The organism is Anabaena sp. 54 (assembly GCF_017355725.1).
GTDB classification, from domain to species: Bacteria; Cyanobacteriota; Cyanobacteriia; order Cyanobacteriales; family Nostocaceae; genus Dolichospermum; species Dolichospermum heterosporum.
The window spans coordinates 13056-38980 of the sequence record NZ_JAAVWA010000003.1 but is presented as its reverse complement, the minus strand read 5'-3'; the positions used below and the strand labels follow the sequence as shown (position 1 = coordinate 38980).

30 protein-coding genes and 1 tRNA gene are annotated in these 25925 nt (G+C 37.2%); 9 read left to right on the top strand and 22 right to left on the bottom strand.

Annotated features, from left to right (window positions below; genetic code table 11):
- Positions 1-79: 79 nt before the first annotated feature.
- The 3 genes from HEQ36_RS04720 (at position 80) to HEQ36_RS04710 (ending at position 1012) form a co-directional block, all read left to right on the top strand.
- Positions 80-301 carry a hypothetical protein gene (locus HEQ36_RS04720; protein ID WP_015080101.1) on the top strand — a complete coding sequence of 74 codons (222 nt, stop codon included), beginning with the start codon at positions 80-82 and terminating at the stop codon, positions 299-301.
- On the top strand, positions 301-711 hold the full coding sequence (locus HEQ36_RS04715) for a type II toxin-antitoxin system VapC family toxin (RefSeq protein WP_053538659.1): 411 nt from the start codon (positions 301-303) through the stop codon (positions 709-711). The genes HEQ36_RS04720 and HEQ36_RS04715 overlap by 1 nt, the downstream gene beginning before the upstream one ends.
- Before the next feature lie 139 nt (positions 712-850).
- Entirely contained in the window at positions 851-1012 is a 162-nt protein-coding gene (locus HEQ36_RS04710; RefSeq protein ID WP_233455362.1) for a hypothetical protein, read from the top strand.
- Positions 1013-1111: 99 nt separating this feature from the next.
- On the opposite strand, the gene HEQ36_RS04705 is transcribed toward HEQ36_RS04710, so the two are convergent.
- Entirely contained in the window at positions 1112-1978 is an 867-nt protein-coding gene (locus HEQ36_RS04705) for a DUF2382 domain-containing protein (protein WP_053538660.1), read from the bottom strand.
- Positions 1979-2447: 469 nt separating this feature from the next.
- On the opposite strand from HEQ36_RS04705, the gene HEQ36_RS04700 reads away from it, so the two are divergent.
- Positions 2448-3437 carry a PRC-barrel domain-containing protein gene (locus HEQ36_RS04700; RefSeq protein ID WP_168634787.1) on the top strand — a complete coding sequence of 330 codons (990 nt, stop codon included), beginning with the start codon at positions 2448-2450 and terminating at the stop codon, positions 3435-3437.
- A gap of 79 nt (positions 3438-3516) precedes the next feature.
- Here the strand turns inward: HEQ36_RS04700 and HEQ36_RS04695 are convergent, their stop codons facing one another.
- The 5 genes from HEQ36_RS04695 to alr all read right to left on the bottom strand — a co-directional run bounded on the left by HEQ36_RS04695 (position 3517) and on the right by alr (position 8551).
- Positions 3517-5010 carry a hypothetical protein gene (locus HEQ36_RS04695; RefSeq protein WP_168634786.1) on the bottom strand — a complete coding sequence of 498 codons (1494 nt, stop codon included), beginning with the start codon at positions 5008-5010 and terminating at the stop codon, positions 3517-3519.
- A gap of 10 nt (positions 5011-5020) precedes the next feature.
- On the bottom strand, positions 5021-6412 hold the full coding sequence (locus HEQ36_RS04690) for an AAA family ATPase (RefSeq protein WP_205748379.1): 1392 nt from the start codon (positions 6410-6412) through the stop codon (positions 5021-5023).
- 3 nt (positions 6413-6415) lie between these two features.
- Positions 6416-6847: a HEPN domain-containing protein gene (locus tag HEQ36_RS04685; RefSeq protein WP_168634785.1), complete on the bottom strand. Its 432-nt coding sequence runs from the start codon at positions 6845-6847 to the stop codon at positions 6416-6418.
- A gap of 324 nt (positions 6848-7171) precedes the next feature.
- A tRNA-Leu gene (locus tag HEQ36_RS04680) sits at positions 7172-7253 on the bottom strand.
- 110 nt (positions 7254-7363) lie between these two features.
- Positions 7364-8551 carry an alanine racemase gene (gene alr / locus HEQ36_RS04675; RefSeq protein WP_168634784.1) on the bottom strand — a complete coding sequence of 396 codons (1188 nt, stop codon included), beginning with the start codon at positions 8549-8551 and terminating at the stop codon, positions 7364-7366.
- Positions 8552-9041: 490 nt separating this feature from the next.
- On the opposite strand from alr, the gene HEQ36_RS04670 reads away from it, so the two are divergent.
- From HEQ36_RS04670 to HEQ36_RS04660, 3 genes are all read left to right on the top strand, one after another.
- Positions 9042-9539 carry an HNH endonuclease gene (locus tag HEQ36_RS04670; RefSeq protein ID WP_039203468.1) on the top strand — a complete coding sequence of 166 codons (498 nt, stop codon included), beginning with the start codon at positions 9042-9044 and terminating at the stop codon, positions 9537-9539.
- A gap of 786 nt (positions 9540-10325) precedes the next feature.
- Positions 10326-11609 carry a bifunctional oligoribonuclease/PAP phosphatase NrnA gene (locus HEQ36_RS04665; protein ID WP_053538665.1) on the top strand — a complete coding sequence of 428 codons (1284 nt, stop codon included), beginning with the start codon at positions 10326-10328 and terminating at the stop codon, positions 11607-11609.
- A 15-nt stretch (positions 11610-11624) separates the two neighbouring features.
- Positions 11625-11825 carry a hypothetical protein gene (locus HEQ36_RS04660; protein ID WP_168634701.1) on the top strand — a complete coding sequence of 67 codons (201 nt, stop codon included), beginning with the start codon at positions 11625-11627 and terminating at the stop codon, positions 11823-11825.
- Positions 11826-12251: 426 nt separating this feature from the next.
- Here the strand turns inward: HEQ36_RS04660 and HEQ36_RS04655 are convergent, their stop codons facing one another.
- The 9 genes from HEQ36_RS04655 to HEQ36_RS04615 all read right to left on the bottom strand — a co-directional run bounded on the left by HEQ36_RS04655 (position 12252) and on the right by HEQ36_RS04615 (position 15963).
- Positions 12252-12593, bottom strand: coding sequence for a hypothetical protein (locus tag HEQ36_RS04655; RefSeq protein ID WP_053538666.1), 342 nt, complete (start codon positions 12591-12593; stop codon positions 12252-12254).
- Positions 12594-12616: 23 nt separating this feature from the next.
- Complete coding sequence (locus tag HEQ36_RS04650; protein WP_081424179.1) at positions 12617-13003, bottom strand: papain fold toxin domain-containing protein; 387 nt, start codon at positions 13001-13003, stop codon at positions 12617-12619.
- A gap of 318 nt (positions 13004-13321) precedes the next feature.
- Positions 13322-13540: a type II toxin-antitoxin system HicA family toxin gene (locus HEQ36_RS04645; RefSeq protein WP_053538668.1), complete on the bottom strand. Its 219-nt coding sequence runs from the start codon at positions 13538-13540 to the stop codon at positions 13322-13324.
- Positions 13541-13759, bottom strand: a complete 219-nt coding sequence (locus HEQ36_RS04640; protein ID WP_053538669.1) for a type II toxin-antitoxin system HicB family antitoxin — start codon at positions 13757-13759, stop codon at positions 13541-13543.
- A 50-nt stretch (positions 13760-13809) separates the two neighbouring features.
- A complete protein-coding gene (locus HEQ36_RS04635; RefSeq protein ID WP_053538670.1) occupies positions 13810-14073 on the bottom strand; it encodes a type II toxin-antitoxin system ParD family antitoxin in 264 nt (87 codons plus the stop codon).
- A 586-nt stretch (positions 14074-14659) separates the two neighbouring features.
- The gene (locus HEQ36_RS04630; protein WP_053538671.1) at positions 14660-15217 is read right to left on the bottom strand and encodes a hypothetical protein; all 558 of its coding nucleotides are present in this window, start codon (positions 15215-15217) and stop codon (positions 14660-14662) included.
- On the bottom strand, positions 15217-15636 hold the full coding sequence (locus HEQ36_RS04625; RefSeq protein ID WP_233455361.1) for a hypothetical protein: 420 nt from the start codon (positions 15634-15636) through the stop codon (positions 15217-15219). The genes HEQ36_RS04630 and HEQ36_RS04625 overlap by 1 nt, the downstream gene beginning before the upstream one ends.
- Positions 15617-15760, bottom strand: coding sequence for a type II toxin-antitoxin system PemK/MazF family toxin (locus HEQ36_RS04620; RefSeq protein ID WP_233455360.1), 144 nt, complete (start codon positions 15758-15760; stop codon positions 15617-15619). The genes HEQ36_RS04625 and HEQ36_RS04620 overlap by 20 nt, the downstream gene beginning before the upstream one ends.
- A complete protein-coding gene (locus tag HEQ36_RS04615; protein ID WP_053538672.1) occupies positions 15742-15963 on the bottom strand; it encodes a ribbon-helix-helix domain-containing protein in 222 nt (73 codons plus the stop codon). The genes HEQ36_RS04620 and HEQ36_RS04615 overlap by 19 nt, the downstream gene beginning before the upstream one ends.
- A 608-nt stretch (positions 15964-16571) precedes the next feature.
- Between HEQ36_RS04615 and HEQ36_RS04610 the strand changes: the two genes are divergently transcribed.
- Both HEQ36_RS04610 and HEQ36_RS04605 read left to right on the top strand, forming a co-directional pair.
- Positions 16572-16883 carry a hypothetical protein gene (locus HEQ36_RS04610; protein ID WP_053541228.1) on the top strand — a complete coding sequence of 104 codons (312 nt, stop codon included), beginning with the start codon at positions 16572-16574 and terminating at the stop codon, positions 16881-16883.
- Entirely contained in the window at positions 16877-17251 is a 375-nt protein-coding gene (locus tag HEQ36_RS04605; protein WP_053538673.1) for a type II toxin-antitoxin system PemK/MazF family toxin, read from the top strand. Before HEQ36_RS04610 ends, HEQ36_RS04605 begins: the two co-directional genes overlap by 7 nt.
- A gap of 270 nt (positions 17252-17521) precedes the next feature.
- Here the strand turns inward: HEQ36_RS04605 and HEQ36_RS04600 are convergent, their stop codons facing one another.
- From HEQ36_RS04600 to HEQ36_RS04570, 7 genes are all read right to left on the bottom strand, one after another.
- Positions 17522-18115 (bottom strand): Uma2 family endonuclease, encoded by a 594-nt coding sequence (locus HEQ36_RS04600; protein ID WP_053538674.1) that lies wholly within the window; start codon positions 18113-18115, stop codon positions 17522-17524.
- Between the two features lie 256 nt (positions 18116-18371).
- Positions 18372-19499: a hypothetical protein gene (locus tag HEQ36_RS04595; protein ID WP_053538675.1), complete on the bottom strand. Its 1128-nt coding sequence runs from the start codon at positions 19497-19499 to the stop codon at positions 18372-18374.
- Between the two features lie 9 nt (positions 19500-19508).
- A complete protein-coding gene (locus HEQ36_RS04590; RefSeq protein WP_053538676.1) occupies positions 19509-20678 on the bottom strand; it encodes a hypothetical protein in 1170 nt (389 codons plus the stop codon).
- A 182-nt stretch (positions 20679-20860) separates the two neighbouring features.
- Positions 20861-21025 carry a hypothetical protein gene (locus HEQ36_RS04585; protein WP_168634783.1) on the bottom strand — a complete coding sequence of 55 codons (165 nt, stop codon included), beginning with the start codon at positions 21023-21025 and terminating at the stop codon, positions 20861-20863.
- 1066 nt (positions 21026-22091) lie between these two features.
- A complete protein-coding gene (locus HEQ36_RS04580; protein ID WP_168634782.1) occupies positions 22092-23066 on the bottom strand; it encodes a protein rep in 975 nt (324 codons plus the stop codon).
- Between the two features lie 62 nt (positions 23067-23128).
- Positions 23129-23518, bottom strand: coding sequence for a GxxExxY protein (locus HEQ36_RS04575; RefSeq protein ID WP_148765473.1), 390 nt, complete (start codon positions 23516-23518; stop codon positions 23129-23131).
- 87 nt (positions 23519-23605) lie between these two features.
- Positions 23606-25819, bottom strand: a complete 2214-nt coding sequence (locus HEQ36_RS04570; RefSeq protein WP_168634781.1) for a phosphoketolase — start codon at positions 25817-25819, stop codon at positions 23606-23608.
- Positions 25820-25925 lie beyond the last annotated feature (106 nt).

Genomic DNA, 25925 nt, shown 5'->3' with positions numbered 1-25925 from the left:
AGACAACCATTCCAGCATAGGAGCTATCTATGTTGTTACAAGAACTTAAAGAACAGATATTCAAAAGAGGTAAATAGTTATGCAAAGTATGAGAGTGCGATCGCTAATTGGTAAAAATGGACTTTTACAAATTCAATTACCCGAAACAACAGAAGGAACGGAATTAGATATTATTCTTGTTTATGAATCAGCATCACCAACAAAAACAACAACAAAATTGAGTGATTTTTATGGTTGTATTCAAGATGAAACATTTATCAGACATCCACAGCCAGAACAAGCAGAAAGAGAGCTATTTTGATGATTTATCTGCTAGACACTAATGCCTGTATTATTTATCTCAAGGGCAAAAACTTTCATTTAAAACAAAAGCTGGATAATATCCCACTTTCAGAAATTGCTGTTTGTTCAGTTGTGAAGGGTGAATTATTTTACGGATCAATTCGTAGTGCTAACCCAGAGCGTAATCTGACGTTACAGCAAGGATTTTTGAGTCAATTTGTGTCTTTGCCATTTGATGACCAGTCTGCTCTAATTTTCGGAGAGATTCGCGCCCAACTTGCTGCTAACGGAACACCTATTGGAGCTTACGATTTACAAATTGCGGCTATTGCTTTAGCGAATAATTTGATATTAGTTACCCATAATACTAAAGAATTTTCACGCATTCCCCAACTACAATTGGAAGACTGGGAAATAGATATTTTGTAATCTTTTAACTATAAGCATTACAGCTATCAATGCGATAGCGAAGCGCGACCTAGGAATCGCCAATCTTGTAGGGTGCGTTAATGCAGTGTAACACACCTAAAATATAAGCTAAAATGAAGTAGCTTACAATCTACCGTGTATGAGTGAATCTGTCTATATTGAAACCAGTATTTTAGGCTACCTTACTGCTCGACCAAGCAGAGACATTATTGTGGCGGCTAATATTGAGATAACGAGGGAGTGGTGGAATACACGGCGCAGTGACTTTCAACTGTACTCATCCCAAGCAGATCAGCATTGATTTTGGATACGAATTGCCGATTCTTTGTACACCCTATGAACTTCTAGGAGGTTGATTATGTTTCATGATGAGATTGTGGAAGTGCTGTTTCGAGGTTTCTTAGTTTCTTCTCTCAGTTACTCGTTGATCATTCCGAGTCACGTCTAATTCTTCACGACGAATAGTATCTTCCGCTTCAACTGTATCCTGTTCAACTATTTTCTTGATTTTTACTCCTCCTTCACCTAAATCAGCTTCAGTTAGTGATACAGTTTTAACACCCGTTTCTGCATCAGTGTGTTCAATGACTATACGTTCTCTTTGCACAGGTACAGAAACTGTTACCATTTCAGTATATGATTGCTTACTAACAGTTACTTCTCCTGTCTTCACACGAGATTTATTAGCTACTAAACGTTCTTCATATAGTTTCAGGTTTTGGTGATCCTGCTCATTCACATTGTAAAGATTTGGTTCTTCCTCATACCTATATGTATTCCGTTCAACAGGAACAGCAGGAGTAACTATTGTGCGCTCATGAGAAACTAGTGGAGAATCTACAGCTATCGGCGACTCTAGCGGTGTTGATGACTCTAAAGGCGCTTGTCCTCTTGGTCTACGATAAACTCCCCGCACCCGTTCCTCATAGTCGTAATCAATTTCTTGCAAATCTTTAAAATCTGGTAAATTTTCTACCTGCTGCTTTGTCAGCTTATTCGCGTATACCCGACGTTTATCATAGTCAATTCGGGAACGTCCAATTGGTAACAATACTTGTCTACCAAAAAACCAAAACCCTGTGTCCACAACTAAATAACGCAAACGCCCTGAATCATCTACCAATATGTATTTAATAGTGCCAACTTTATCATCATCTATGTCTGAATAGACATCAAAATGCTTAATCTTTTCAACTTCACTGCCATCCAACCCTGGACTATCATAGTTAGAGTCAGCAGTAAAGTCTTCAATTTTGTATAAAGCCATATTCATTTAGCTCCAAACAGCTATACTTATAATTTTAAAAATAAAATTTTTTACTTCTTCTTTCTAAAGAAGGATATTAATATCAATAAATCTTGCTGTTCTGGTGGAAATGTATTATCAGGATATCCAGCCACAATTACGAAGTTGATATGTTTTTAAATGGGCCAAACGGGGAATGATTAGCTAGAATGATCAGACAACAGGCGGAACAAGCTTTATAATTGTGAGTTTGCGCCGTCCGATGATAGAATCAATCAGCCCAACGCACAATTGGCGTAACTCAAGCCAGAGGCGCGGATACTCAAGTTTTGAGTATTAAGTTAGGTAACAGGGAACAGGGAACAGGAAAAAAGTTTACCAATGACAACTGACAACTGACAACTGACAAATTTCTGTTAAAAATAGACATATACATAAACCAGATTCGAGATTGCCTACGGCACGCTACGCGAACAGGACGACCTATAGAATGACTTCAGAACAAATAGTTAGACGTTCAGATATATTAAACACTCAGGTAATCACCCGCGACAACGGTAAGCGGTTAGGTATCGTGAGTCAGATTTGGGTTGATGTTGATCAAAGAGAGGTTGTGGCAATAAGTTTGCGAGACAGCCTGATATCTATTTCTAGTTTGCCCCGCAATATGTATCTCAACAGCATCAACCAAATCGGTGATGTCATCTTAGTTGATAACGAGGATGTCATCGAAGATGTAGAAGTGGAGATTCTCAGTAACCTGATGAACTGGGAAGTAATCACCGAAACAGGTGAAGTTTTAGGCAAAGTAAGAGGCTTTAAATTTAATGGCGAAACGGGTAAAATATACTCTATCGTCATTGCCTCCTTGGGATTACCGCAAATTCCCGACCAATTTTTGAGTACCTATGAACTATCCATTGATGAAGTAGTCAGCACCGGACCTAGTCGGTTAATTGTGTTTGAAGGTGCTGAAGAAAGAGTAAACCAGTTAACCGTGGGCGTTTTAGAACGGCTGGGAATTGGTAAAGCCCCTTGGGAAAGAGATGCAGAAGAAGAATTTGGCTATAGCGCCCCTCGGACAGTTGCACCCAGTAATCAATTACCTAGTGGTGTTCCTCTCCAACCACCTCGTCCTAAAGTCCGCATTCCTGAACCCATAGCCCAAGAAGAGGAATGGACGGAAGACTATATAGAAGAAGAAAGACCCCAGCGTCAGGTGATGAAAGCCCGTTCCTACGAGTCAATTCAGTATGAAGAAGACGAAGAAGATAACTGGAGTGATGCAACGGTAAGAGATAGTTATCAGGAAGCCCCCAGAGCCGAAGCCAAACCTGCCAAAAAGACTTACGCTGACCAGTATGATGACTATGATGATGATCTAGACGGTGATGCCTGGGATGATGCACCAAAGCCTGTAAATATTCCCAAAAAGGTCAAGGAACGACAAGTGGAATACGAAGAAGAAGGCGGATATTAAGTTTTGCTAACCCCCTCTACTACAGGTAGGGGGGGTTATTTTTTTGGCAGTTGCTCTCTACATGAGTTTCAATGTTATGCTACTTGGGACGTTGAAGCCCACCTTTCCGTTTAACTTTAAATCCATACATATATATTTCAGGCATATTAATTCTTCCATCAGAACGACTTTCTACAATTCCCAGTTGAAGTAAATATTTCAAAATTTCTTCAGGGTTAATCACAGGTGGTTGCTTTTCGGGTTTTTCGCTCCAGTTAGTAGATTCTACTGCTTCTAAAAACCTGTCTTTCTCTACTGGAACTACAAGTTCAGCTAAACTTGTTTTAAGGGATTCTAACCAAGGATACTCCTCTTGAGTTAATTCTATAATTCGCGCTTTTGAAGTATCTATTAAAGCCCCCTGTAAATCAGAGGGTTGCAAAAGTACCATATTTTGTTCAACAGTCGAGTGCTGTTGTATTCTCAGTTCTGCGGCTAAAACAAATAACTTGAGAAAAGAACGCGGTGCAATTCGACCATCAGCATCCTGAAGGTGATTGGGAATCCAGCGATAGGTAATTCCTTTTTTAGCATTAGCACCCATATACTTACCAATCATTCTTTCGATTAGTTCTTCAAATAATTTTTCATTTGATGTTACACTCCAGCCCAAACCAGTTTTATTTTCAGTAATTAACTCTGGGATATTTTGCAAATATTCTGTCATTTCAGATCCAGCGTTTGCAAGTCGTTTGACCAAAAGTTGGTAAAGCCATGAAGTTTTCCATTCCAATCGAACTTGATGGCCTTGCAGTTTAGAAGCATCAGGAAAATTCAAAAAATCCTCTCGAAATAGATCAGTACGCAAAAAGATTTTAGGTCGTATTCTATCCCAACGTCGCCATCGATCAAGCCACAAAGCTAAAAGTTGACGTATTGGACTTGCTAAGGCAGTATAGGAAACCACTAATCTATCTAATTCATCATAAGTAACGAATAACCAATCATCTGTTTCAATAAGTTTTTGATCTAATTTATCTAAGACAGAATTTAATTTTTCAAGATTTTGATTGACAATAGGTTGCCAAGTTGATAAAAGAGATAAATCATCTCTCAGAAGATTAACTATTTCTGGCTCTATTCGTTCAATTAGAAAATCTTTGAACTTAAAATCTTCTTGCTGTAATAACACGCCTAAAATTAAACCAATCCAGAAGCTACGCCATTCAATATTTGTAGCTTTATCCATTTGCTTTTCTACACTTTCTGGTGCTGGAAATTGCTTTTTGTCCTTGCAAAAGCCAGCTACCCATGTTGTTTTACTCAAGGTGGGTAAGGATCTAATTCCCAAGCTTTCAACTAAAGCTGCTCGTCCTGAAGGAATTGCTAGTAAACGGAATAATTCAGTTTTTCCTACTCCTCTTCCTCCTAATATTAATAATATATTCGGTTCTAAAGCATGACGATAATCTGCTATGGGTAAAAAGTTTTTTAAGAATGTTTCATGATCATTACTTTCATGTTCAGCAATTCCCTTACCAGGGGCGATATTCGCTATTAATTCTAGTAATTTGTGTTTATTAATTTCAGACATAGGTTTTAATCTAATTATTTTTTTGAAATTCACGCCCAAAAAGATTACATAACTTTTCTGCAATCTCCTTATAAGGAGAATTAGTCATGATTTCTGAAAGCTGTGATAGTCGAGTGGATTCTTCTGGAGTTGAGTTGCGAGAAAATAGAGCTATGTCCCCCCGTAGACTCTCCTGATAAGGTACAACTAGAGGAAAAAATGGTTCATCTCTATTATTAGTGTCAGGGACAGTTTCATCTTCAGAGTAATAGTTTTCTTGAAAAACGCTGTAGGCTTGTTCCCGAAATTCTTGCAATTCTGTTTCTCTTCCTGAGATTCCTATTGCTGGAGCCATCGAATGTACAAGAATCAACGGTAAACGTTCATCAACTCCAGGACTTGCTAAATGTCGAATAACATGAGTTAGTCCAGCCCAACTTTGGCGTGATTGAGTGCCAAATATCACTGCTGCATGGGAGAGTTTAGCGATCGCTAATCCACCAATATCATGAAACCCAGCCCGCGCATCCATTAGAATAAAATCTAAAGGTCTGACTGCACTTTCCAATTCTTTTAACATACTTACCATTGTACTTTCCAGTTCACCATTTACAAGGTTCTGAAAATCTAATCTAGCTAATTTTTCCAAATAATTTTTATCTACTGTTCCAGCCGGAAGTAATTGTATACTCTCACCATTATCATCTAGCAAAATCCGTTCATTAATGCTGATCAAATGAGTACGCAGTTTCCAATCTTGTTCTTGAATTTTCTTTTCCAATAAATAATCAATTACACCTGGATTATTTGAGTTGTCTGGTGAAAAAATTGTAGCCAATCCTGGCGCTTCTAAATCAAGATCAACAATAGCAACTCTATGACCATTACGGGCTAAAGTCAAGGCAGTTGCAACTAGACTACTGGTTCGTCCCACACCTCCTTTAAAGGAGAAAAAGGATATTATCGCAGGTTTCCTATGATCTTGATAAACTACTGTCTCTGGCCAAGGTGGTGTACCTACGTTATTATCTGTCCATGCCTGTTTAGCAATGTGGCGCTCAAGAATATACCAGCGAGGTTTCAATCCATTATCCCAAGATGCAAAAACTCTTTCATCCTTGATAGTTTTAATTAAAGATTGGTAAGCATCGTTATTTCTTCGTGGTAGCCAAATATCATTCCCATAATACTTTCCAAGTTTTGTAGATAAAAGGGTCTTAAGGTCAGTGGTTTCTAATTCTTCAATGGTATTATTTTCTAATGGGGTATTATTTTCTAATGATTCAAGAAAAATTCTAATCTTTCCGTTAACGTCACGAATAATAGTTACGGAATCAAGTTTACGTCCAAGTGTATTTACAATGCTTTCGTCATTAAAGCATTCGCGTACTTTATCAAAGGTTTCACTAAAACTGATCATCATTTCTTAAATATCTTTGCTGAGAATTGAGCCGTCTAACACTAATTTGGAGATTATTTCTCGGTAAATTTCTTCCGCACGTTGAACAGCAGTTGTTGCGTCAGCTTCAGTCCAATGTCCAGATTTGAAATATCTCCTCATTGGATGATCTTTAGCGAGAACAGTACCAACTATTCGTGAAGCCGGTAGTTGTTTATCCAAAACGGGGTAGATAACCCGTAAGCGTTCCATTAACCTTCCATCAAGTTCAGCGAGGTTATGGTTATATTTTTTTGCCGCATCTTGATCATGCTTAAAGTTTTGCTCAACAAGTACCTTGAAACAACATTCCACAACATAACCTGCTAGGTAAACGGCATTGTCCCATCGTTGCTCTCCCAAAAGAATTTGGGCATCCTGTAGATGCCTACCTGCTGAATTAGAAAATGAATCTTGCATTGTTTACTACAAATTGCTGTATAATAGGCACAAGTTTTCAAAACCTAACCTAAAATATATCATTAACAATACCTTAGCCAAATTACGAGGGTGAGATGATAATGCTTTAACCACAAACTCCCGTTTTTCGCTAGGCTGAAGATGAAAGATTAAATGATGGGTTAGTAGCTAAAATTACTGATATTATCCCTAAATTGTTCATAAATGCGAACTGCTTGCAGCAGTGCTTCGTGATCGCCCCAGAAAGGAATCACAGTTTGTCAATGACGACATATAATTAATCGCTGCACAAAATCACCATTAACTGAACTATCTGTTTAAAAGTGCGGATAAAAGGACTTGAACCTTCACTCCTTTCGGAACTAGAACCTAAATCTAGCGCGTCTGCCAATTTCGCCATATCCGCATTAATAACTTATGTTAGCACAACAAATTATTTATGGCAATAGGCAAAAGAGTCAAAATTTTAAATTAGGGTATGGGGGATTGGTGATATTTTCCCATGTCCCTAATTATCTACATCACAGCTACACGAGGTAGACGATGTTTGAAACCACAGAGAATTTCCCAAGAAATGGTATTGAGGCAGTTTGCCCAATCATCAGCGGATATTTGCTCTTTTCCCTGTTCTCCTAGCAAAGTGACTATTTCCCCTTCTTGCAAATCGGGAATGGAACTCACATCTAACATAATTTGGTCCATTGTAATTGCGCCAATTTGCGGTATGCGCTGCCCACGGATTAACACCTGCATTTGGTTAGAAAGACTACGGGGAACTCCGTCGGCATAACCAATACCAACTACAGCCAGACGCATTTCTTTAGAAGCAATAAAATGATGTCCATAACTAACTCCAGTCCCTGCGGCTATGGTTTTAACTTGGGTAACTCTGGCTTTGAGTTGTAAAACCGGTTGCAGTTTGATTTGATTTTGTAAATGAGTGGCAGGATAAAGACCATAAATAGCTAAACCCACCCGCACCATGTCATAGTGCAGTTCTGGATTTGTCAAGGTAGCGGCGGAATTTGCTAAATGCAAGCTGGGAATTTTTATCCCTTTAGCTTTGATGTGTGCAGTTGCTTCTTCAAATCTTCTATGCTGTTCTTTCATCACTGTGGCATCAAGACTATCGGCAGTTGCTAGATGAGAATAGATACTGGCAATATCTAAATGGGGTAATCCCTGTACTAACTGGACAAAATCTGCGGCTTGTTGCCAATTAGTACCTAATCTAGACATTCCTGTATCCAACTTAATATGTACGGGTAAAGAGGAATTATGGTTAATAGTTTCTAAGGTGTTAGAAAATTCTAAAGCTTGTTTAGGGCTACATAGTGTGGGCTGAAGTTGCCAATGGGCGATCGCCTGAATTTGTTCTGGTGTGTTGGTTGCCCCTAAAATCAGAATTGGGGCTTGAATACCATCTTCTCGTAATTGAATACCTTCGGGAACTGTTGCCACACCTAACCAACTAGCACCCGCCTCCAAAGCAGTCCTCGCAACTGTCACCGCCCCATGTCCATAGGCATCAGCTTTGACAACTGCCATTAATTGGGTACATGGTGATAAAAACTTGACCAACTGCTTGACGTTATGAGACAAAGCCCCTAAATCAATTTCTACCCAAGCCCGCTGAGAAAACCAAGCATAAGCATCACATTCCTGATTGTCGGCAAAAATCGGGGTTTGCTTGCGACTTAACATTACACTTTACTCCTATCACACCACCGAAAAGCTGCTCACATCCCCTAGTACCGTAGGGCGTTCGTCAAGAGCCAAAAGTTAAAAGTCAAAACGAAGACAGTATAGGCTTTTGAACGATTTAGAATGGTTGGGTTATTTACGCCGCAGTGTACTAGAAGCCATATCACTTTAATCAGGAAGTTTAACTTTGATCCGGCGATTTATACAAGATAGTAGTATGAGCAATAATTAGTGTATCCGCACACTCAAAAATCTTTTGATTATTAGAAAATAGTTCTTCCTTATCAAGTCTACGATAACAGATATAAAATCAAATGTCAACCCCTAAATACTCCTTTATGGCGATTTTTTTGGCAAATTCAGATCCCCGACTTCTTCAAGAAGTCGGGGATCTTTCTTAGTTCAGGACAAAAGTATAAATTATTCTCATATCCCCAGCGGGGTGTATTTGTGTTAATATATGTAAAACTAATACCTTGAGCGCAGATTCATGAGGAAGGTTTTAGTCCTGAACGCCTCTTACGAACCGCTCAACATCACCAGTTGGCGACGTGCCACCGTGTTGTTGATTAAAGGCAAGGCTGAACGCTTAGAATACAACGGTAAATTCCTTTACTCGGATTTTCCGATGCCAACCGTAATTCGGTTGCGTCATTATGTCCGTGTTCCTTATATGGAAATTCCGCTGACTCGGAGAAATATCTTGCATCGTGATAGCCATACTTGTCAATACTGTGGTCACACAGGAGACGGCTTAACTCTCGATCATGTCATGCCAAGATCACGAGGGGGTGAAGACACTTGGGAAAATATTGTCACGGCTTGTGTCCGCTGCAATATCAAAAAAGGCTGTCGTACACCGCAAGAGGCGCGAATGCCCTTGCGTCATTTACCCCGTCAACCTTACAGTAGTCTCTACTTTGAGGTGACAAAGCATCTTAAAAGTGGAATGCACCAGGAGTGGCAAAAGTATGTCATAGGTCTTTGACATCCCACATAATTAACTACAAAAACTCAGGACAAAATTCACCTGTAGATATATCTGATTGACCAAACTGGGTCAATGATAGTGACTACAAGCAGGTGTTTCACTTGGTTTTGTCCAGCACTTACTACAGCTTGTGGCAAGTTTCCACTAAGCTGATATTTTCATGACCGCAGTATCCGATTACCTTAATTTCCAGAGGTGGCGCGTTATCTTCTAAAAAAACGATATATAGATAGATTTTGTTCTTAACTGATAATTTGTTACAATTATGAGTAGATGATTTGCCACCAGGAAATTGAGATATCAATTTAGACACAGGACATCAATAGTAGCACAAGTCAAATAAATATTCAAGATAATTATCAAATTTTTTCATAAAAATCTGCATATTTGTTTAGACAAAGTCACAAATTATGAAATTGTATATAACACAAGAGGTACAGCATACTTGACTTTCAACATTTTTGTAGCACTTTAAGTAGGTTAGCATTGAAAATCGTCGTTATGGCAAGGCAAGAGGCACTCATGCAAGAGGCAAGAGTGAAGAGGGTTTGGGCGATTTTACTTTTCTTTACACAGATTGGTTTTATTATGTTCACCTACTTAGTTGGATGCAATAGATCCTCATCTCATGCTATTGACAGAAATAAACCGCTTTACACAGTGCCAAAGGAATTAATCTTAGATTTTGCCAAGTTTCATGTAGCTTTATCAGCGCACTACTACTTGGATTGTATCTGAATGGATAACCCTATCTTCCCCGCTTAGAAATACAGTTAGTTACTTATGTACGTGAATTATCCACCTTCTCAATTTGAAAGTTTATCATTGACCACAGATCCCCATCCAGAGGAATTAGAAATAGAGAAAGAGGTAATTGAACTTCCACCGTTAAACCGGACTTCCTTACCATCCTCTAATGGTGATGGAGGTATCTATTTAGTCCAGCGTGGCAATTCTCTAGCATCTCAAAAATCAGAGGAGTTACAGAAGACGCTGCTTGCACATCGTCATGAACGTCAGTTGGTGATTTTACAAGATTTTCCTGATCCTGATGCTCTTTCTTGTGCTTGGTCTTACCAATTAATTGCCCAACAGTATGATATCAAGTGTGATATTGTTTACGCGGGAACTTTAAGTCATCAGGAAAATATTGCTTTAGTTAAGCTCACTAATTTACCTGCTCAACGTTGGACAATACAAACTTTAAAAAATAAAAATTTGTCATGCTATCAAGGGTTTGTGTTAATTGACAACCAGGGAACTACGTCTCAATTATTACCAGCCATCCAACAAGCTGGAATTCCCCTGATAGTGCTGGTGGATCATCATAGTTTACAAGGAGAACTCAAGTCAGAATTTGTTGATGTTCGTCCTTATGTGCGAGCTACAGCGACAATTTTTACTCAATACTTACAAGCAGGATTATTAACTTTAGATAATAGCATTAGCCAGCACGTTAAATGTGCTACAGCTTTAATGCACGGGTTACGCTCAGATACAAATCGGTTGATGCAGGCACAGGAAGAAGATTTTATGGCTGCTGGGTATTTGAGCAGGTTTTATGATGCTCAGTTACTAAATGCTATTTTGCAAGCAAATCGTTCTAAGCGGGTAATGGATGTGATCGAGCGATCGCTTAAAAACCGCATCGTTCAAAATAACTTTTCTATAGCTGGTGTTGGTTATTTGCGCTATGATGACCGGGATGCAATTCCCCAAGCGGCTGATTTTCTCGTTACTGAGGAAAATGTGCATACAGCAGTAGTTTATGGAATTGTTCATGATGAAGATGACGAATTAGAAGTAGTGATAGGATCTCTGAGAACCACCAAACTGACGTTAGATCCTGATGAATTTATTAAAGAAGCCTTTGGACAAGATAGTGCTGGGCGATTTTTTGGTGGTGGGAGGACGGGTGCTGGAGGCTTTGAAATTCCGATGGGTTTCTTATCTGGTGGTAATGAAAATTCAGCTTATGCCAAAATCAAATGGGAAGTTTTCGACGCACAAATTAAACAGAAACTATTGAAATTGGTAAATCCTAGAGATAATCCAATTCAGTCTTAAAACAAATTCAAAGACTTGATTAATTTAGGATTTAGCAATGCTGATTGGTGTGAACTTAAGCTACAGATAGCTTATTTGTTTGGCTGGCAGACCCGCCTGGAACTGAATTTCCAGGCTAATATCAAAGAACAGTTGAAACAAGGAGCTATTAAAAGAGCAGAACGTGATTTAGGATTAGTTAAAGAGTGGTTTAATTTGGAAGAAGAAGCGTGTTAAGTAAGGGAAAAATTATCTATCCTCAGCGTGGTGAAATCTACTTGGTTAATTTTGATCCAACTATAGGTTCCCCAAATCAAAAAAAACACGACCAGCTTTAATTTTGCAGAATGACGTTTCTAATCAATATAGTCCGATAACTTTCATAATGTGATTTCGCTGAATCTTCTTTTCAAGATTTTTCTATCATATCAATAATCAATCTTAGAAGTCGGGGATGTAAAGATGTAAATCAGGTGAGGTAAATGTTTCGGTGGTGTATCTGTGATGGTTCTATTGTCTTTTCTTATTTACATGATAGTTGGCAATGGTTGGGTGAGATAATGTGAACAGATACAGGGTTTTTAGGTTATAATTTACTGTTATTAATGATGGGTATTGCTGGGTTTCCTTGTGTCAACCCAACCTACGCATTAATTTTTATTTTCATGAAACTAGTTCATCAATTTTTGCTGTTTCGTGATTTTTCTGATTTTGATAAAATTCTTCAAACAAAGTAAAAAATCTATCTACTGCGCTTTTTTCATCGGCTGAATGGAAAAGAAGAATACTTGACCATAATTGACCTGTTTCTACATTGAATTTGTGTCTTATCCATTGTAAAAAAGTTTGAAATTCTGTTTCTTCTGCTGTTAAGGGAATACCAATTTCTCGACGGGCAAAATAGTATCCATCTAAAAATGCTTGGAGGCTAAAAATAGAGTTTTTACCTAAATACATTGCAGGTCTTTTTTTGATCTTTTGCAGCAATTTGTAAAGATTATCCATATTTAACTCACTAAATTTCTAGGTTAAAAGTAAGTTTCTGTGATTTGAAACTCTAATCCTGCATCTAATATAGGTGAATAGAGATTCTGTATCCAGTTTAATCGGGTAATGCCTTGATGGTGAATATTGTCAAAAACAAGTTCTCCGTCATTTATCTCTATTATAACACCTTCATGATGACCAGTGGTAGCAATCAATTCTCCAATACTATCATCATAAATTCTGCCATAAATTGGATCTTGAGAATTTGTATTTATTTTAATATGCTTACCATGAATACTTTGTCTGATTAAAAATTCTTTGATTGCTCTAGCACAGGGTATACAATCAAATATTCCGTAACTACTGGCAATTGCTATAATTTGTTGATAGATGATATCCTCTTTATTCAAAATCACTCCCGTTGTCAAATTTTAATATTTCTACCCTGATTACTATTGATTGATAGTTAAGGGAGTATTAAGCTATTCTTTACATTTTAAACTAGAAGAAGCACAAAATAGGATTTGATTTAGTTCGGGTGATAATTATCAGGTGAGGTGAATATTTACACGATCTGCTTGCAGCAGTGCTAGTTCCCTCCGGGACGCACTCGCGTTCGCTATCGCCCCAGTAATCCCTAGTAATGGTTGAGTAAGATAATGTAAACAGATACAGGGTAGGGTTTTTGGGCTGTAATAAGTGCGTTATTAATAGTGGGTTATTTTGTTGTTAACCCACTGAAAATATTACTTATTTCCTAAAAATTCATCTACGGTAATTCCTGCTTGTCTAATTAAACTTCTGAGTAACCCTGGTGCTAGTTCTTTATGATTGGGAACTGATAAAATAGGTTTTGATTCGTGCCACAGTATGATATGACTTCCGGTTTGATGATCTACAGCATAGCCAAATTTTTCAAAGATTTTGACTGTTTGTTTACCGGAAATATTTGATAAGCGTCCCATTTATACTACTACTTCCCCTACAAAAGATTGAGATTCTTTGGTTACATAGGGTTTCCCATGTTTTTCTAATACGTGAAGATAGCCTTTGATAGCATCTTTGATATTTTCAATTGCTTCATCTAAGCTTTTACCTTGACTGACACAACCAGGAAGTTCTGGTACTTCAGCAACGTAACCTAGATATTCTGAATCATAAGTGAATATTACTTGAAATTTCATAGCATTTTTTTGGGAGGTGTTTTTTTAATTTAATACATCATACATCATGGCTAAATTGCACTTTGACGTTTGTTAGTTTTTTCACGAACTGCTTGACGAATATCTTCCCAATCTTGTGCAGTCATTTCTGTTGCATTTCCTGAGTTTAATCCTTCTAAAAGCATGGTTTGTAATCGTTCGTTGGCTCTGAGTTTTTGGTCTTGTCGCACTAATTCCCGAAAATATTCACTAACGCTGCTGTAACCTCCTTGCGCTACCTGTTCTTCTATATAATCGCGCATAGTGTCAGGTAAGGAAATATTCATACTTTTCATAATCTGACTTCCTAAATCTACTTTTTTATATCATGGCAGTTTTTGTCATTTTCTGCCATTATAATCAAGATAAGTATTTATATTTAGTAGTTATAGTAGCCAAAGATCCCCGACTTCTTTTCAAGATTTTTCTATCATATCCATAATTAATCTTAGAAGTCGGGGATCTAAATCAGGTGAGGTGAATATTTCCAGGTGTATCTGTGATGGTTCTATTGTCTTCTCTTATTTACATGATATTTGGTGATGCTTGAGTGAGATAATGTAAACAGATACAGGGTAAGGTTTTCAGGTGCGAACTGCTTGCAGCAGCGCTTCGCTAATCCCTAGTAATAGTTGGGTGAAATAATGTAAACAGATACAGAGTAAGGTTTTCAGGTGCGAACTGCTTGCAGCAGCGCTTCGCTATCGCTCTACTAATCCCTAGTAATGCTTGAGTGAGATAACGTAAACATATACAGGGTAAGGTTTTCGGACTGCGATCGCTGGTGATGGTTGGGTGAGATGATGTGTGTGAACAGATACAGAGTTTTCGGGTTGTAATAAGTGCGTTATTAGATGAATAGAAATTCTAGATCCAGTTAGATTAATTAATAGCAACAGAAGGCTCAATAACTGATGACAAGAAACCCTTGATTTTTTGTATTAATGGATGTTGTTGCAATATCTTAATTTCATCATCATTTAGATTTCTAAGTATTGTGTCATTGAGTGAGTGTTTTTTACCTAAGATTGCCTCTAAAAATTCTTTAGGGTTACTTTGAGCAAATTGCCATTCTAAATCATTAAATGGATCTTTTCTTTTTGCTATTTTTTCAATTAATGATTTATCCTGTAAAAATATGGATTCTATTTCTGGAACTGCTAGAGAAACTTGAAAAGGAATACCAGATGATGCTTGATTTAATACATAATTAATTAAATCTTGCTTTTCAAATACTTGAGATTCGTTATTTGTATCTGCATCTATGACAAGAGCAACTGGTGTTTTTCGAGTAGCAAGCAGTGAACTAGCTAAAGAACGCGCTCTATAAGAACTTGCACCAGCTATAAATTTGATGTCTTGAATCAAATTTTTTGGTAGTAATTTCTGTAAAATTACTATATCTCTATCTCTTTCTGTAAGAATGTATGCTAGTGTCATTAGAAACTCTCCGTTGTAACGTCGTAATTGGGGATACATTTTTGAACACAAACACGATATTTTTTGACTAGAAATTCACATACACATTTATTTTCTAGTGAATATTCAATTTCTTCTCCTCCCCATAATAGAATAGTTTGAGGAGCGACAAACCCAGTTAAAGTTACTGTGGCTTCTGTAAATCCAGTTCGACTAAATACGCTACCAATCGCTGTTGCCGGTCTTCGTAGTAATTGATTTCGTAATTTAGCTATGGGTCCAATATTAACCTCTTCAGTTGTATCTTTACATTCTATCAGGCAGGCTAGGCTGTTTGTATATACTACTCCATCAATTTGTTCTACTATTTTACCTTGAATTGTCACAGTATAAGGCCAAGCTATATCAGCACCATCAAGTTCAAATGCACGTAAAACCAAATATTCTAGTGACTTTGCTGCGTTGGTTGTTAAACAAAGTCCCAGAAATTATCAGTGCTGGACGAGTTTTTTGAATTTCTGTACCTACAGATGGATCAAATGTTACTATCCAGATGCTTCCCATTCGGTAATCGCTATGTTTTGCCATTCACTTTCCCAACCTAATTCTAATTCATCAACCAAAGCACAAGCTGCGGCTAGTGCTTCATCTTGTTGTTTTTCTTGCCATTGTTTCAAGAGATTTTCAATCAACGCACTACGGTTTTCAACTTTTTGGTCAATGTAATTTAGTAGTTCCTCTGGCAATGAAATTGAGATTTTAGCCATATCCTACCCACAGTCATACTATAAGTAGTATAGCTTAATTTGATATTTTTAGTCTAGTAGTTTGTAAATATAGGATTTGATTTAGTTTGGGTGATAATTCTCAGATGAGGTGAATATTTACACAATCGCCCCAGTAATCCCTAGTGATGATTAGATGAGATAATGTGAACAGATACAGGCTTTTTGGGCTGCGAACTGCTTGCAGCAGCGCTAGTTCCCTCCGGGACGCACTCGCGAACGCTATCGCCCCAGTAATCCCTAGTAACGCTTGAGTGAGATAACGTAAACAGATACAGGGTAAGGTTTTCGGACTGCGAACTGCTTGCAGCAGCGCTAGTTCCCTCCGGGACGCACTCGCGAACGCTATCGCTCCACTAATCCCTAGTAATGCTTGAGTGAGATAACGTAAACATTACAGGGTAAGGTTTTCAGGTGCGAACTGCTTGCAGCAGCACTAGTTCCCTCCGGGACGCACTCGCGTTCGCTATCGCTCTACTAATCCCTAGTAATACTTGAGTGAGATAATGTAAACAGATACAGGGTTTTTATAGACTAATTCGCCATCGTTTGATATAATGTAGAACGACAATCACATCATGATAAAAGCCATGTCACAAACTGGATTAAATCTATTCATTCCGATAGAGTTACTGATTGATTCCTTAAATGCGCTAAGTTTATCAGAAAAACGAAAGATTTCACAACTTCTTAATGAAGCGATCGCTGATAATGAGGAGGAAAATTGGCAAGAAGATGAAGAAACTAAAAAAGAAATTCAATTAGTCCGTGATGAATATGCGAATGGTAGTTATAGTAAATTTAATATCAAAGAACAGTTAAAACAAGGAGCTATTAAAAGAGCAGAACGTGATTTAGGATTAGTTGAAGAGTGGTTTAATTTGGAAGAGGAAGCGTGTTAAGTAAGGGAAAAATAATCTATCCCCAGCGTGGTGAAATCTACTTGGTTAATTTTGATCCAACTATAGGTTCAGAAATCAAAAAAACACGCCCAGCTTTAATTTTGCAGAATGACGTTTCTAATCAATATAGTCCTATAACTATTGTAGCTGCTATTACTTCTCAGTTTACAGAACCTTTGTATCCTACTGAAGTGCTAATTAAAGTACCAGAAGGAGGTTTACAGGTTGATTCTGTTGCACTTCTTAATCAAATTCGTTCTATTGATAAACAACGATTAATTAAACGGTTGGGTATTCTAGAATCAGTCACAATGGAACAGGTAGATAGAGCAATTCAGATTAGTTTGGGTTTAGTGAATTTAATATAAATGAATATTTCCAGGTGTATCTGTCATGGTTCTATTGTCTTCTCTTATTTACATGATCTGCTTGCAGCAGCGCTTCGCTATCGCCCCATTAATCCCTAGTAATGGTTAAGTGAGATAATGTGAACAGATACAGGGTTTTTCAACTGCGGATCGCCCCAATAATCGCTGGTGATAGTTCGGTGAGATGATGTGAGGTTTTTGGGTTGTAATTTAGGGTTATTAATGGTGGGTATTGTTGGGTTTCCTTGTGTCAACCCAAACTAAAAACTACTACTTCTTAATACCTTTAATAAATGCTGTTCTTGCATCAATAATGTAAGGCATTAAAACACAACTTGCCAATAAATCTATATCTAAATCTGGCAATAATTCACTTTGGTTAATTTGCTCATAGTTATCATTTTTGAGATGATATAGAGAGAATTGATTATTTTCCCAAAACCAGACTTCGGTAATATTAAACCTTTTATATTTTTCTAGTTTGTCAATACTGCCACTGGTAATATTAACCTCAATTGCTAAATCTGGATTTGCTTTTTTTTCTCCGATATAATAAGATTCATCAGGTTCAAATGAAGCACTTTTTTCTTTTGCGCGACGAGTAGCACTGCCTACTGGAATAAAGTTTATACCTTTTTCAAAAAAGTATAATGCTAAGAATATAGCAATTACACTTTTAATAGTTTCGTGTTGTTCACCAAGTGTCATAAATTCAATGCACCCATCAAGATAAGTTATCCGCAAACCTGCTGCATCTGCGGTTAAGGTTTCTATTGTTTCAAATTCCTCCCAAGTGTAATAACCAGGTAGAAGAAATCGCTGTTCGGAAATTGTGGTAGTTTTGTCTAGGATTTGGAGAGTCATAGTAATTTTATGGTTATGACTTTAATCTTGATTATAACTCATGGTCGGGTGATAATTCTCAGGTGAGGTGAATCTTTCCAGGTGTATCTGTCATGCTTCTGCGATCGCTCCACTAATCCCCAGTAATGGTTGAGTGAGATAACGTAAACAGATACAGGGTAAGGTTTTCAGGTGCGATCGCTCTACTAATCCCTGGTGATGGTTGAGTGAGATAATGTGAACAGATACTGTACTTACTAATTTAAACCTACAAAATCTAAATACTTATTTCTTCGTAATTTAAAATTATTTTAATGACAATATTTTCAAATTCTTTATTAATTTCTGCGATTTTTGGTAAATCCTTCTCTGGCAATTTTCTAAACTTATGAACTATTAAACTTCTAACAGCGTACAAAGCTAAAGCCAAGCTATCTTTTTTCTCACTATTAAATGCTACAAGTAAGTCATTACAATAAAGAAGTAGATTGGTTTTAGTATTTCCATCAAAATGTTTTTCTAAAGTAGCTATTAATTTAGATATTCTTTCTTTTTCACTAGAAATAGATGCTATTGATTCCTTAAGTTCATATATATTTTTATCTGTATTGTTATGGAAATTAGTGATTGTATCTGAAAAACTTTTTTCAAAAATTATCTCTATAATTAGTTCAATTACTTGGTAAAGAAGATAAAACCGAACCAAAGGATGTTCCTCTGTTTTTAACAAACTTTTGAAAAGTCTATGTAGATAAACTTCTCCTTGTAAATAGGATGAATTTCTCTGAAGTATTAATCTAGTATCACCAGGAGATTGAAAATTAGCTCTACTATTAATTTCTTTAAAATTATCAATAGGTTGACAGTAGTAATAACTATATGAATATAAAGAAGTAAGGTAATTATCAATATGAAAATTATCAAGTTTTTGAATTTGAGTATTAGATAAAACTAATATTATTATATCATCTCCGTAAAATTCTGTTAATCTATAACTGTCTGTAGTCTGGAGATATGGAGTAAAAGTTTCATACTGTTCTCGATTTATTAGTAATTTGAGAAATGCAACATAGGCATATTTTAAAAAATGAGAATTACCTACATATTTATGTTCATTAGATACAAGAGATTGAATAGGAAACATCCAACCAATTCTCTCATTAATGTCTTTTTCATAAGCCTGAAAAATGTTATTTTCACTATTTAAAATCCATGACTTAAATATGAACAATGAGTAATCTTCAGGTTTATAATCATTGTAGGGAGTTAAAACATAATCAATATAGACCTTAGTGCCACTTGAATCAGAAAGCTCAAAATGATATTCATCATCATTAAAAGTTGATGTAACTTCTGTTAACAAATATGTTGTATTTGAAACTTCATCTATAATTTTGAGAGACATATAAAAACTTTACTCATTTAATTTGTATCTTTTATAACTAGATTCTATTGATTCATCTATTAATAAAAATGAGTCACTTGCAGAGCTAAATAATTCTCTAAACAAGTAATAAAAATACATTCTTTGAGAGTTGCCTATTTTTTTGGCAGTTTTACTGATTTCATCTAATTTTCTAATTAACTCGTCAAGAAAGTTGTAGTCATCTTTGCTAGGTTTAATATCTGCAATACCTCTATTTATATCATCAAATGAATTAATGAGATTTTTATCTTTCAAAAAACCTACGGCAGCACCAAAACCTGTCATTACTTGTGATTTAGAAAATATTTTATCTACGCTAGAACCAAACGGCTTACCCGATAATATGATTTCTTCATTATTACAATTCCAATCACCTGCTAATTCATGTATTTTTTTAACCAAATTATTATATGTTATGAGGTAATTTTGAAATAGATCATTATCTTGATTTTCTAGAGCAAGCTTTTCTAAACTTTTTATACTTTCAAGCAAGTCTCTTCTATCCAAACTAGACTCATCCCTAAGAATATAAGAAGTGAAACCATCTATTACATCATTAAATCTGTATTCGCCAATTTGATGCGGAGTTTCTTCCTCAACTTCTCTAAGTAATCTTATTCCTCCAGGAATATTTTCATCGAGATAATTTGAATAAAGTATTTCTATTTGATGCCTCACCGACATAGGTGATTGACCCGTATTAAGTGTCAGCATTCTGTACAATATACCTATTTTGTTAAGACCTAAATAAATTTCAAATCTTAACTTATGATCATAAAAATTTCTTTTATTTTCATCATTTTCAAAATCTAACTCTTTTTCTACATCGAGTAAAGTGTATGTTCTTTGTAATCCATCAAGAATGATTAATTTATTTTTATGGTTATTTATATAATTGAGAGATTCATTATCATCTTCATAATTAATTTCTATATTTTCATTACCGAGTGCTAAAACTAGGGGAGGTATAGTACATCCTACTTTTAAATCTTTCTTGAGTAGGTTATATATTGACGAATATGATCTTAATCTTTTTCTTTGAAAAGGATTATTTTGAAGAATAATTTTAGCTATTTCTAAATATTCAGAAATAGAAATTTCTGTCAGAATATTGTATGCTTTTATTCTGTTATCGAAGATTTGAGAAAGTATTTTCATGAAAATTAACAGCAATAAATTTTATAGTCTTATAATAGTCTTAAATTAATGGATCAAGACAAAACTAAATGTAAAGAAAAATAAAGTAAAATTCTTTACCATACGCTCAACCGCAAATGTACACTCTAAAAATATAAGATATTGCGTACATCTGCGGTTAAAATCTTAATGCACCAACACGATCACAGCGATCGCTCTAAACATCCTAGTAATGCTTGAGTGAGATAATGTAAACAGATGCAGAGTAAGGTTTTCAGATGCGATCGCCCATTAATCCCTAGTAATGGTTGAGTGAGATAACGTAAACAGATACAGGGTAAGCTTTTCAGGTGCGATCGCCCCAGCAATCCCTAGTAATGCTTGAGTGAGATAATGTAAACAGATACAGGGTAAGGTTTTCAGGTGCGATCGCTCTAGTAATCCCTAGTAATGGTTGAGTGAGATAATGTAAACAGATACAGAGTAAGGTTTTCAGGTGCGAACTGCTTGCAGCAGCGCTTCGCTATCGCCCCATTAATCCCTAGTAATGCTTGAGTGAGATAATGTAAACAGATACAGAGTAAGGTTTTCAGGTGCGAACTGCTTGCAGTAGCGCTTCGCTATCGCTCCACTAATCCCTAGTAATGCTTGAGTGAGATAACGTAAATAGATACAGGGTAAGCTTTTCAGGTACGATCGCTCTACTAATCCCTAGTAATGGTTGAGTGAGATAATGTAAACAGATACAGGGTAAGCTTTTCAGGTGCGAACTGCTTGCAGCAGCGCTTCGCTATCGCCCTAAACATCCCTAGTAATAGTTGAGTGAGATAATGTGAATAGATACAGGGTTTTTGGGTTGTAATAAGTGCGTTATTAATATTGTTGGGTTTCCTTGTCTGAGCCTAACCTATTTCTATCAAACTAGCGACTTATTTCAATTTTATTAATCTTTATAGTAGTTATTTCCTGGTTTAAATTGAAGGTGATACTAAGTTCTTCTAATTTTTAGGTGGCTTGAGTACATACATATAATAGATATACTTTACCTACCTTTTACCTGGAGTTTAGTATTATTCTTCTTTCTCACACACTACATAGCAAATAACTATTCTTCTCTTATGTTCCACAAAATAACTTCTTTATTGAGTTTACTAATAATTCTTGTTTGTCTTTCTACTCCTGTTATGAATAATAAATATCACTCTATTTCTATGCAGGAGGTCATAATTAAAGTTTCTCTTATCTTATTAAGCAATTCTAAGAAACATCATTAGTAAGTCTTTAGGTAAGTATATAGAGTATAATTAAACGCTGATTAACACAGATTTACACAGATGGTTTTTTATTTTATCAGACTGGGATAGCTACATTTAAAATTTGCTATAATTCTCTTGCTGATTAACTTTTACTACTTTTCTCTTGTCTTTGATGTTACTATAATATATATTTATGTAACTTTTTATCCCATCGGAACAATAAACTATTCTCCTTAACCTCATCTATCTCTTCACTTTCACCAATGAGGTCTTGATTTTTCTCTTCTAATTCTCGCATATAATGTCTGAGAACTCCCCCAACTGCGATCGCTCTAGTTTTGTGTAGTTGACGGGTTAACTCTAAAAACCATTCCCTATCAGCCACTAAATCAGCTTCTTTCACCTGATATTTCAGAATTTCAGGAATTAACACTTTTGGATCATGGTGTTTTTTAATCGCTCTTATATCAACTACTGGCTGATAATTCACCCTTAAACACTGCTGCCATAATGATACCCATTTAGCTTGAGAAATATAACCATGACTGAAATATGAAGGTTGTACCATCGCTAAAAGGTGTATATGTGGGTGTGCTGATATTCCATCTTTACCTTTGGTGACTTCTATAGACTTTACCCAACCTTTAGCTGGCCATGCTTTTAACTCTGACAAACGTTTAAAAGCTTTGTTTATTTCATCTAAGGTTTCTCTGAGTTCTTCAATGTTGCAATTTCTTACCGTCAGAGTGATAAACAACCAACGGTATTTAGGGTAATCTGTGACAACTTGAGGGAGAATCTGATAAGCTTTTGCTTTCCACATCATAGAACGTCGCCACTGACAAACTGGACAGTGACGCACTCGACAAAATCGCGCATTTGTTAATTTTAACTTGAGAATATCTGCTGATTCTTCTGGAATTAAGCGAAACTCTAGCCACTCAGAACAGCTTTTCAAACGCCAAGCATATTCATTGAAATGATCTTCACCTGCTTGAGCGTAAAATTCAGCAACTTTATCAGCATTAATTCGATGCTTTTCCCAAGTTTTACCTATAGGATCAACATCTGTTAAATTTGGTGTATTTTGACTTTGTTGATATTTCTCTGGAGAAGAAAAATTAAAGCTTTTATCTGAGGTTTGAGCAGACACAAATTTATGGAACTCCCCTAATTATGAGAAACGCGGATGAACGCGGATAAACGCAGATGGGTTTAGAAATTACGAACAACACGCTTTATCTCTACTTTGGGATTCCCAAAATTAATTAATAGACATAGAGTAAGTCCAGAGGCTTTAAGATAATTCATACATTGGGCAAAATTCTTACTATCTAGTGCTGTTACTGCCTTTAACTCCACAATAATAGCATTTTCTACCAACAAATCAGCCCTATAATTACCCACAACTATACCGTCATACAAGACTTCCAGTATTTTTTGCTGCTCAACCAACAAACCAGTTTTCCGTAACTCATGCACCAGCGCATTTTCATAAACCTGCTCCAAAAAACCAACCCCCAAAGTATTACCAACCTTAAAAGCACATCCAATAATCTGCTCCGTAATCCCATTCAACTCCAATCTGCGTTCATCAGCGTTCATCTGTGTTCCCTCCAATAAAAAAATCAGCAAATGTACGCAACCCAACGCCAAAACATCCGCGTTAATCTGCGTACATCTGCGTTCTAATTAATGCACCAACTCAATAGCCCGCTTAGTCAACGCCTCCGCAGTCAAGCCATTAAAAGCCATCAACTCACCCGCACTAGCCGTAGTTTCCCCACGCTTCCAGGCAAAAGAATCACGCTGAGAATTACTGCGTAACATGATAGGTTCTAACATCGCCCCAGCGCCACCTGTCACACCAATTAAGGCATCTCCACCAAACAATTGCTCAAAATCGGCATCACTTAAAAAACCGTTATCAGGTTCAGAACAAGTATCCCAAGCAGTATCATGAGGACGATATAAACGACGAGGATTGATAATAGAAACAATCTTCACACCAATACCTTCAGTTTCTAAAAAAGCCGCCGCTTCAAACACAGGAATTAAAGTCAAATCGCCAATTACAGCAAATACAACAGTCTTCCCACCAGCCACTTCATGTAATAACACCGCACCATCAATTAAGCCTTTTTCAGTTTGGGCAAAGGTGCTACGAATTGGCAAAGGAGACTTACTAGCAGTAATCACAATGCCCTTATTTTTTGTTTGCAAAGCCCAGTCATAACAGACTTGAATACTGTTAGCATCTGGGGGAAATAATGGGAAGACATTTCCCGTTCTCATCAAAGAAGCAAAATAAGCTTCAATTTCTGGTCTTTGGTGAGTCCAACCGTTGCGTCCTTGTTCTAAAGCCCCCGCAGTAAATAATGTAATTGTTGAAGGTGTTTTGCGGCGTAATTCTGCCATTGCTTGGGTGACAGTTTGCCAAATTGGTAAACCATTGATAGCAAAAGATTCATAGGAACACCACAAAGTTCTCGCCCCCATTAAGGATAATCCAGCCGCTAAACCAGCACAAGCATCTTCGCTCAAAGGTTCGTAAACTTGCCCAGATGGGGCTTGATGATAGGTGTCATCGGTGGTGGGGTGAATGATTTTTAATGCCTCATTAATATTACCAATTCCTGAAGCGGCGTTACCATCAGCGTTAGTCACAAGGAAGTTTTTATCTTTATTTCCTACTACTCCCACCAGCTTACCCATGACAGTTGTAGAAACTTGGGGAACTGCGCCAACTTGATATTCTACTAATGGTAATTCGCCAATTTCTGCTAAAGGTAATTCAAATTCTGTGACTACTGTTTTCGCAGCCGGACCACCTCCAGCCCGTTCGGCATTTGTCCGCACAATTTGCCATGCTGGGGCTGATAATGCCCGTTTTTGTAAGGCGCTGACGATATGGGGCGCGGTTAAAGTATCTTGAGGATAGAGGTTGTGTGATTTTGCCCCTAAAGCGTGAACCCCAGCCCCTTTGAGTTGTTTGATAATAAATACTGTTAATTTTCCGCCAAGTGCTGAACGGGCGGCTTTATCCATACCTACTAATACCGCTTTGGTAAATTCTAGGCGCTTGGCAAAGGAAAATACCGTACTATCAACATATTCACCTGCTTGGTTTTGGTCGTCAAAATCTTTGGCGTTGACTAATACGACTTCGGCAAAACCGTTACCTTGCCAATAGGCAATCATCTCTGCGTTGGTTTTCAGAGATACCATGCTGTGGTGTTCTTGGCTGTAACCGTTCCACACTAATATGGGCAAGAAGTTGGTAGCGGTGGGGTAAGCGGTGTTAAAATGTGCCATTGCACTCATGATATAGGGTTCACCCAGTCCCCCGTCTCCCAGGGTGAAGGGGAAGAGTTTATCACGGTGCAACAGGGCTGCGGCCATGGCGAAATGTTGTCCTTGTCCCAGGGGGCCAGCCGGTGCGAGAATGCCGGGAATGTAGCCGGATAGGTGTCCTAATAATCCATGCTTTTCTCGAAAGCGATCGCCCAATTGTTGTACTGTAGAAATGCCCATGTCTTCTAAGGAACGGTCTAAGAACATGGCGCTATAGAAACCAGGGGCGTGATGTCCTACTTCGGTGATAATGTTTTTATGTCCCAGCATGACCAAAGCTGCATAAGCCTCCGCTTGGCTGGCAAAACCGCCGGGATGGCCAGAAGCCTTACTAGCACTGATGTGTAGGGTGAGGTAGCGCAGGGCATCAGCGGCGAGTAAGGTTTGATATACTGCTGTTGTATCTGTTGGGGATGCGATCGCCCTCTTGCCCGATTCTATCACGGGAGTTGCCCCATAAGTTTCAAAATCTGGCAATGCTTCCCCAAAATATTGTATCCCTTCACAAAAATTTGGAACTGCGGAAGCTGCCTTTGTCGTAATTACTGTCATGTTGAGTACCTGAATAAAATCGGAAAAACTTGAGTTTCTGGTTTAATGTAACCAAGATTTTACATCTTTGAGGATCTAATAGTTAATTGCTTTTTCGCAATATCAC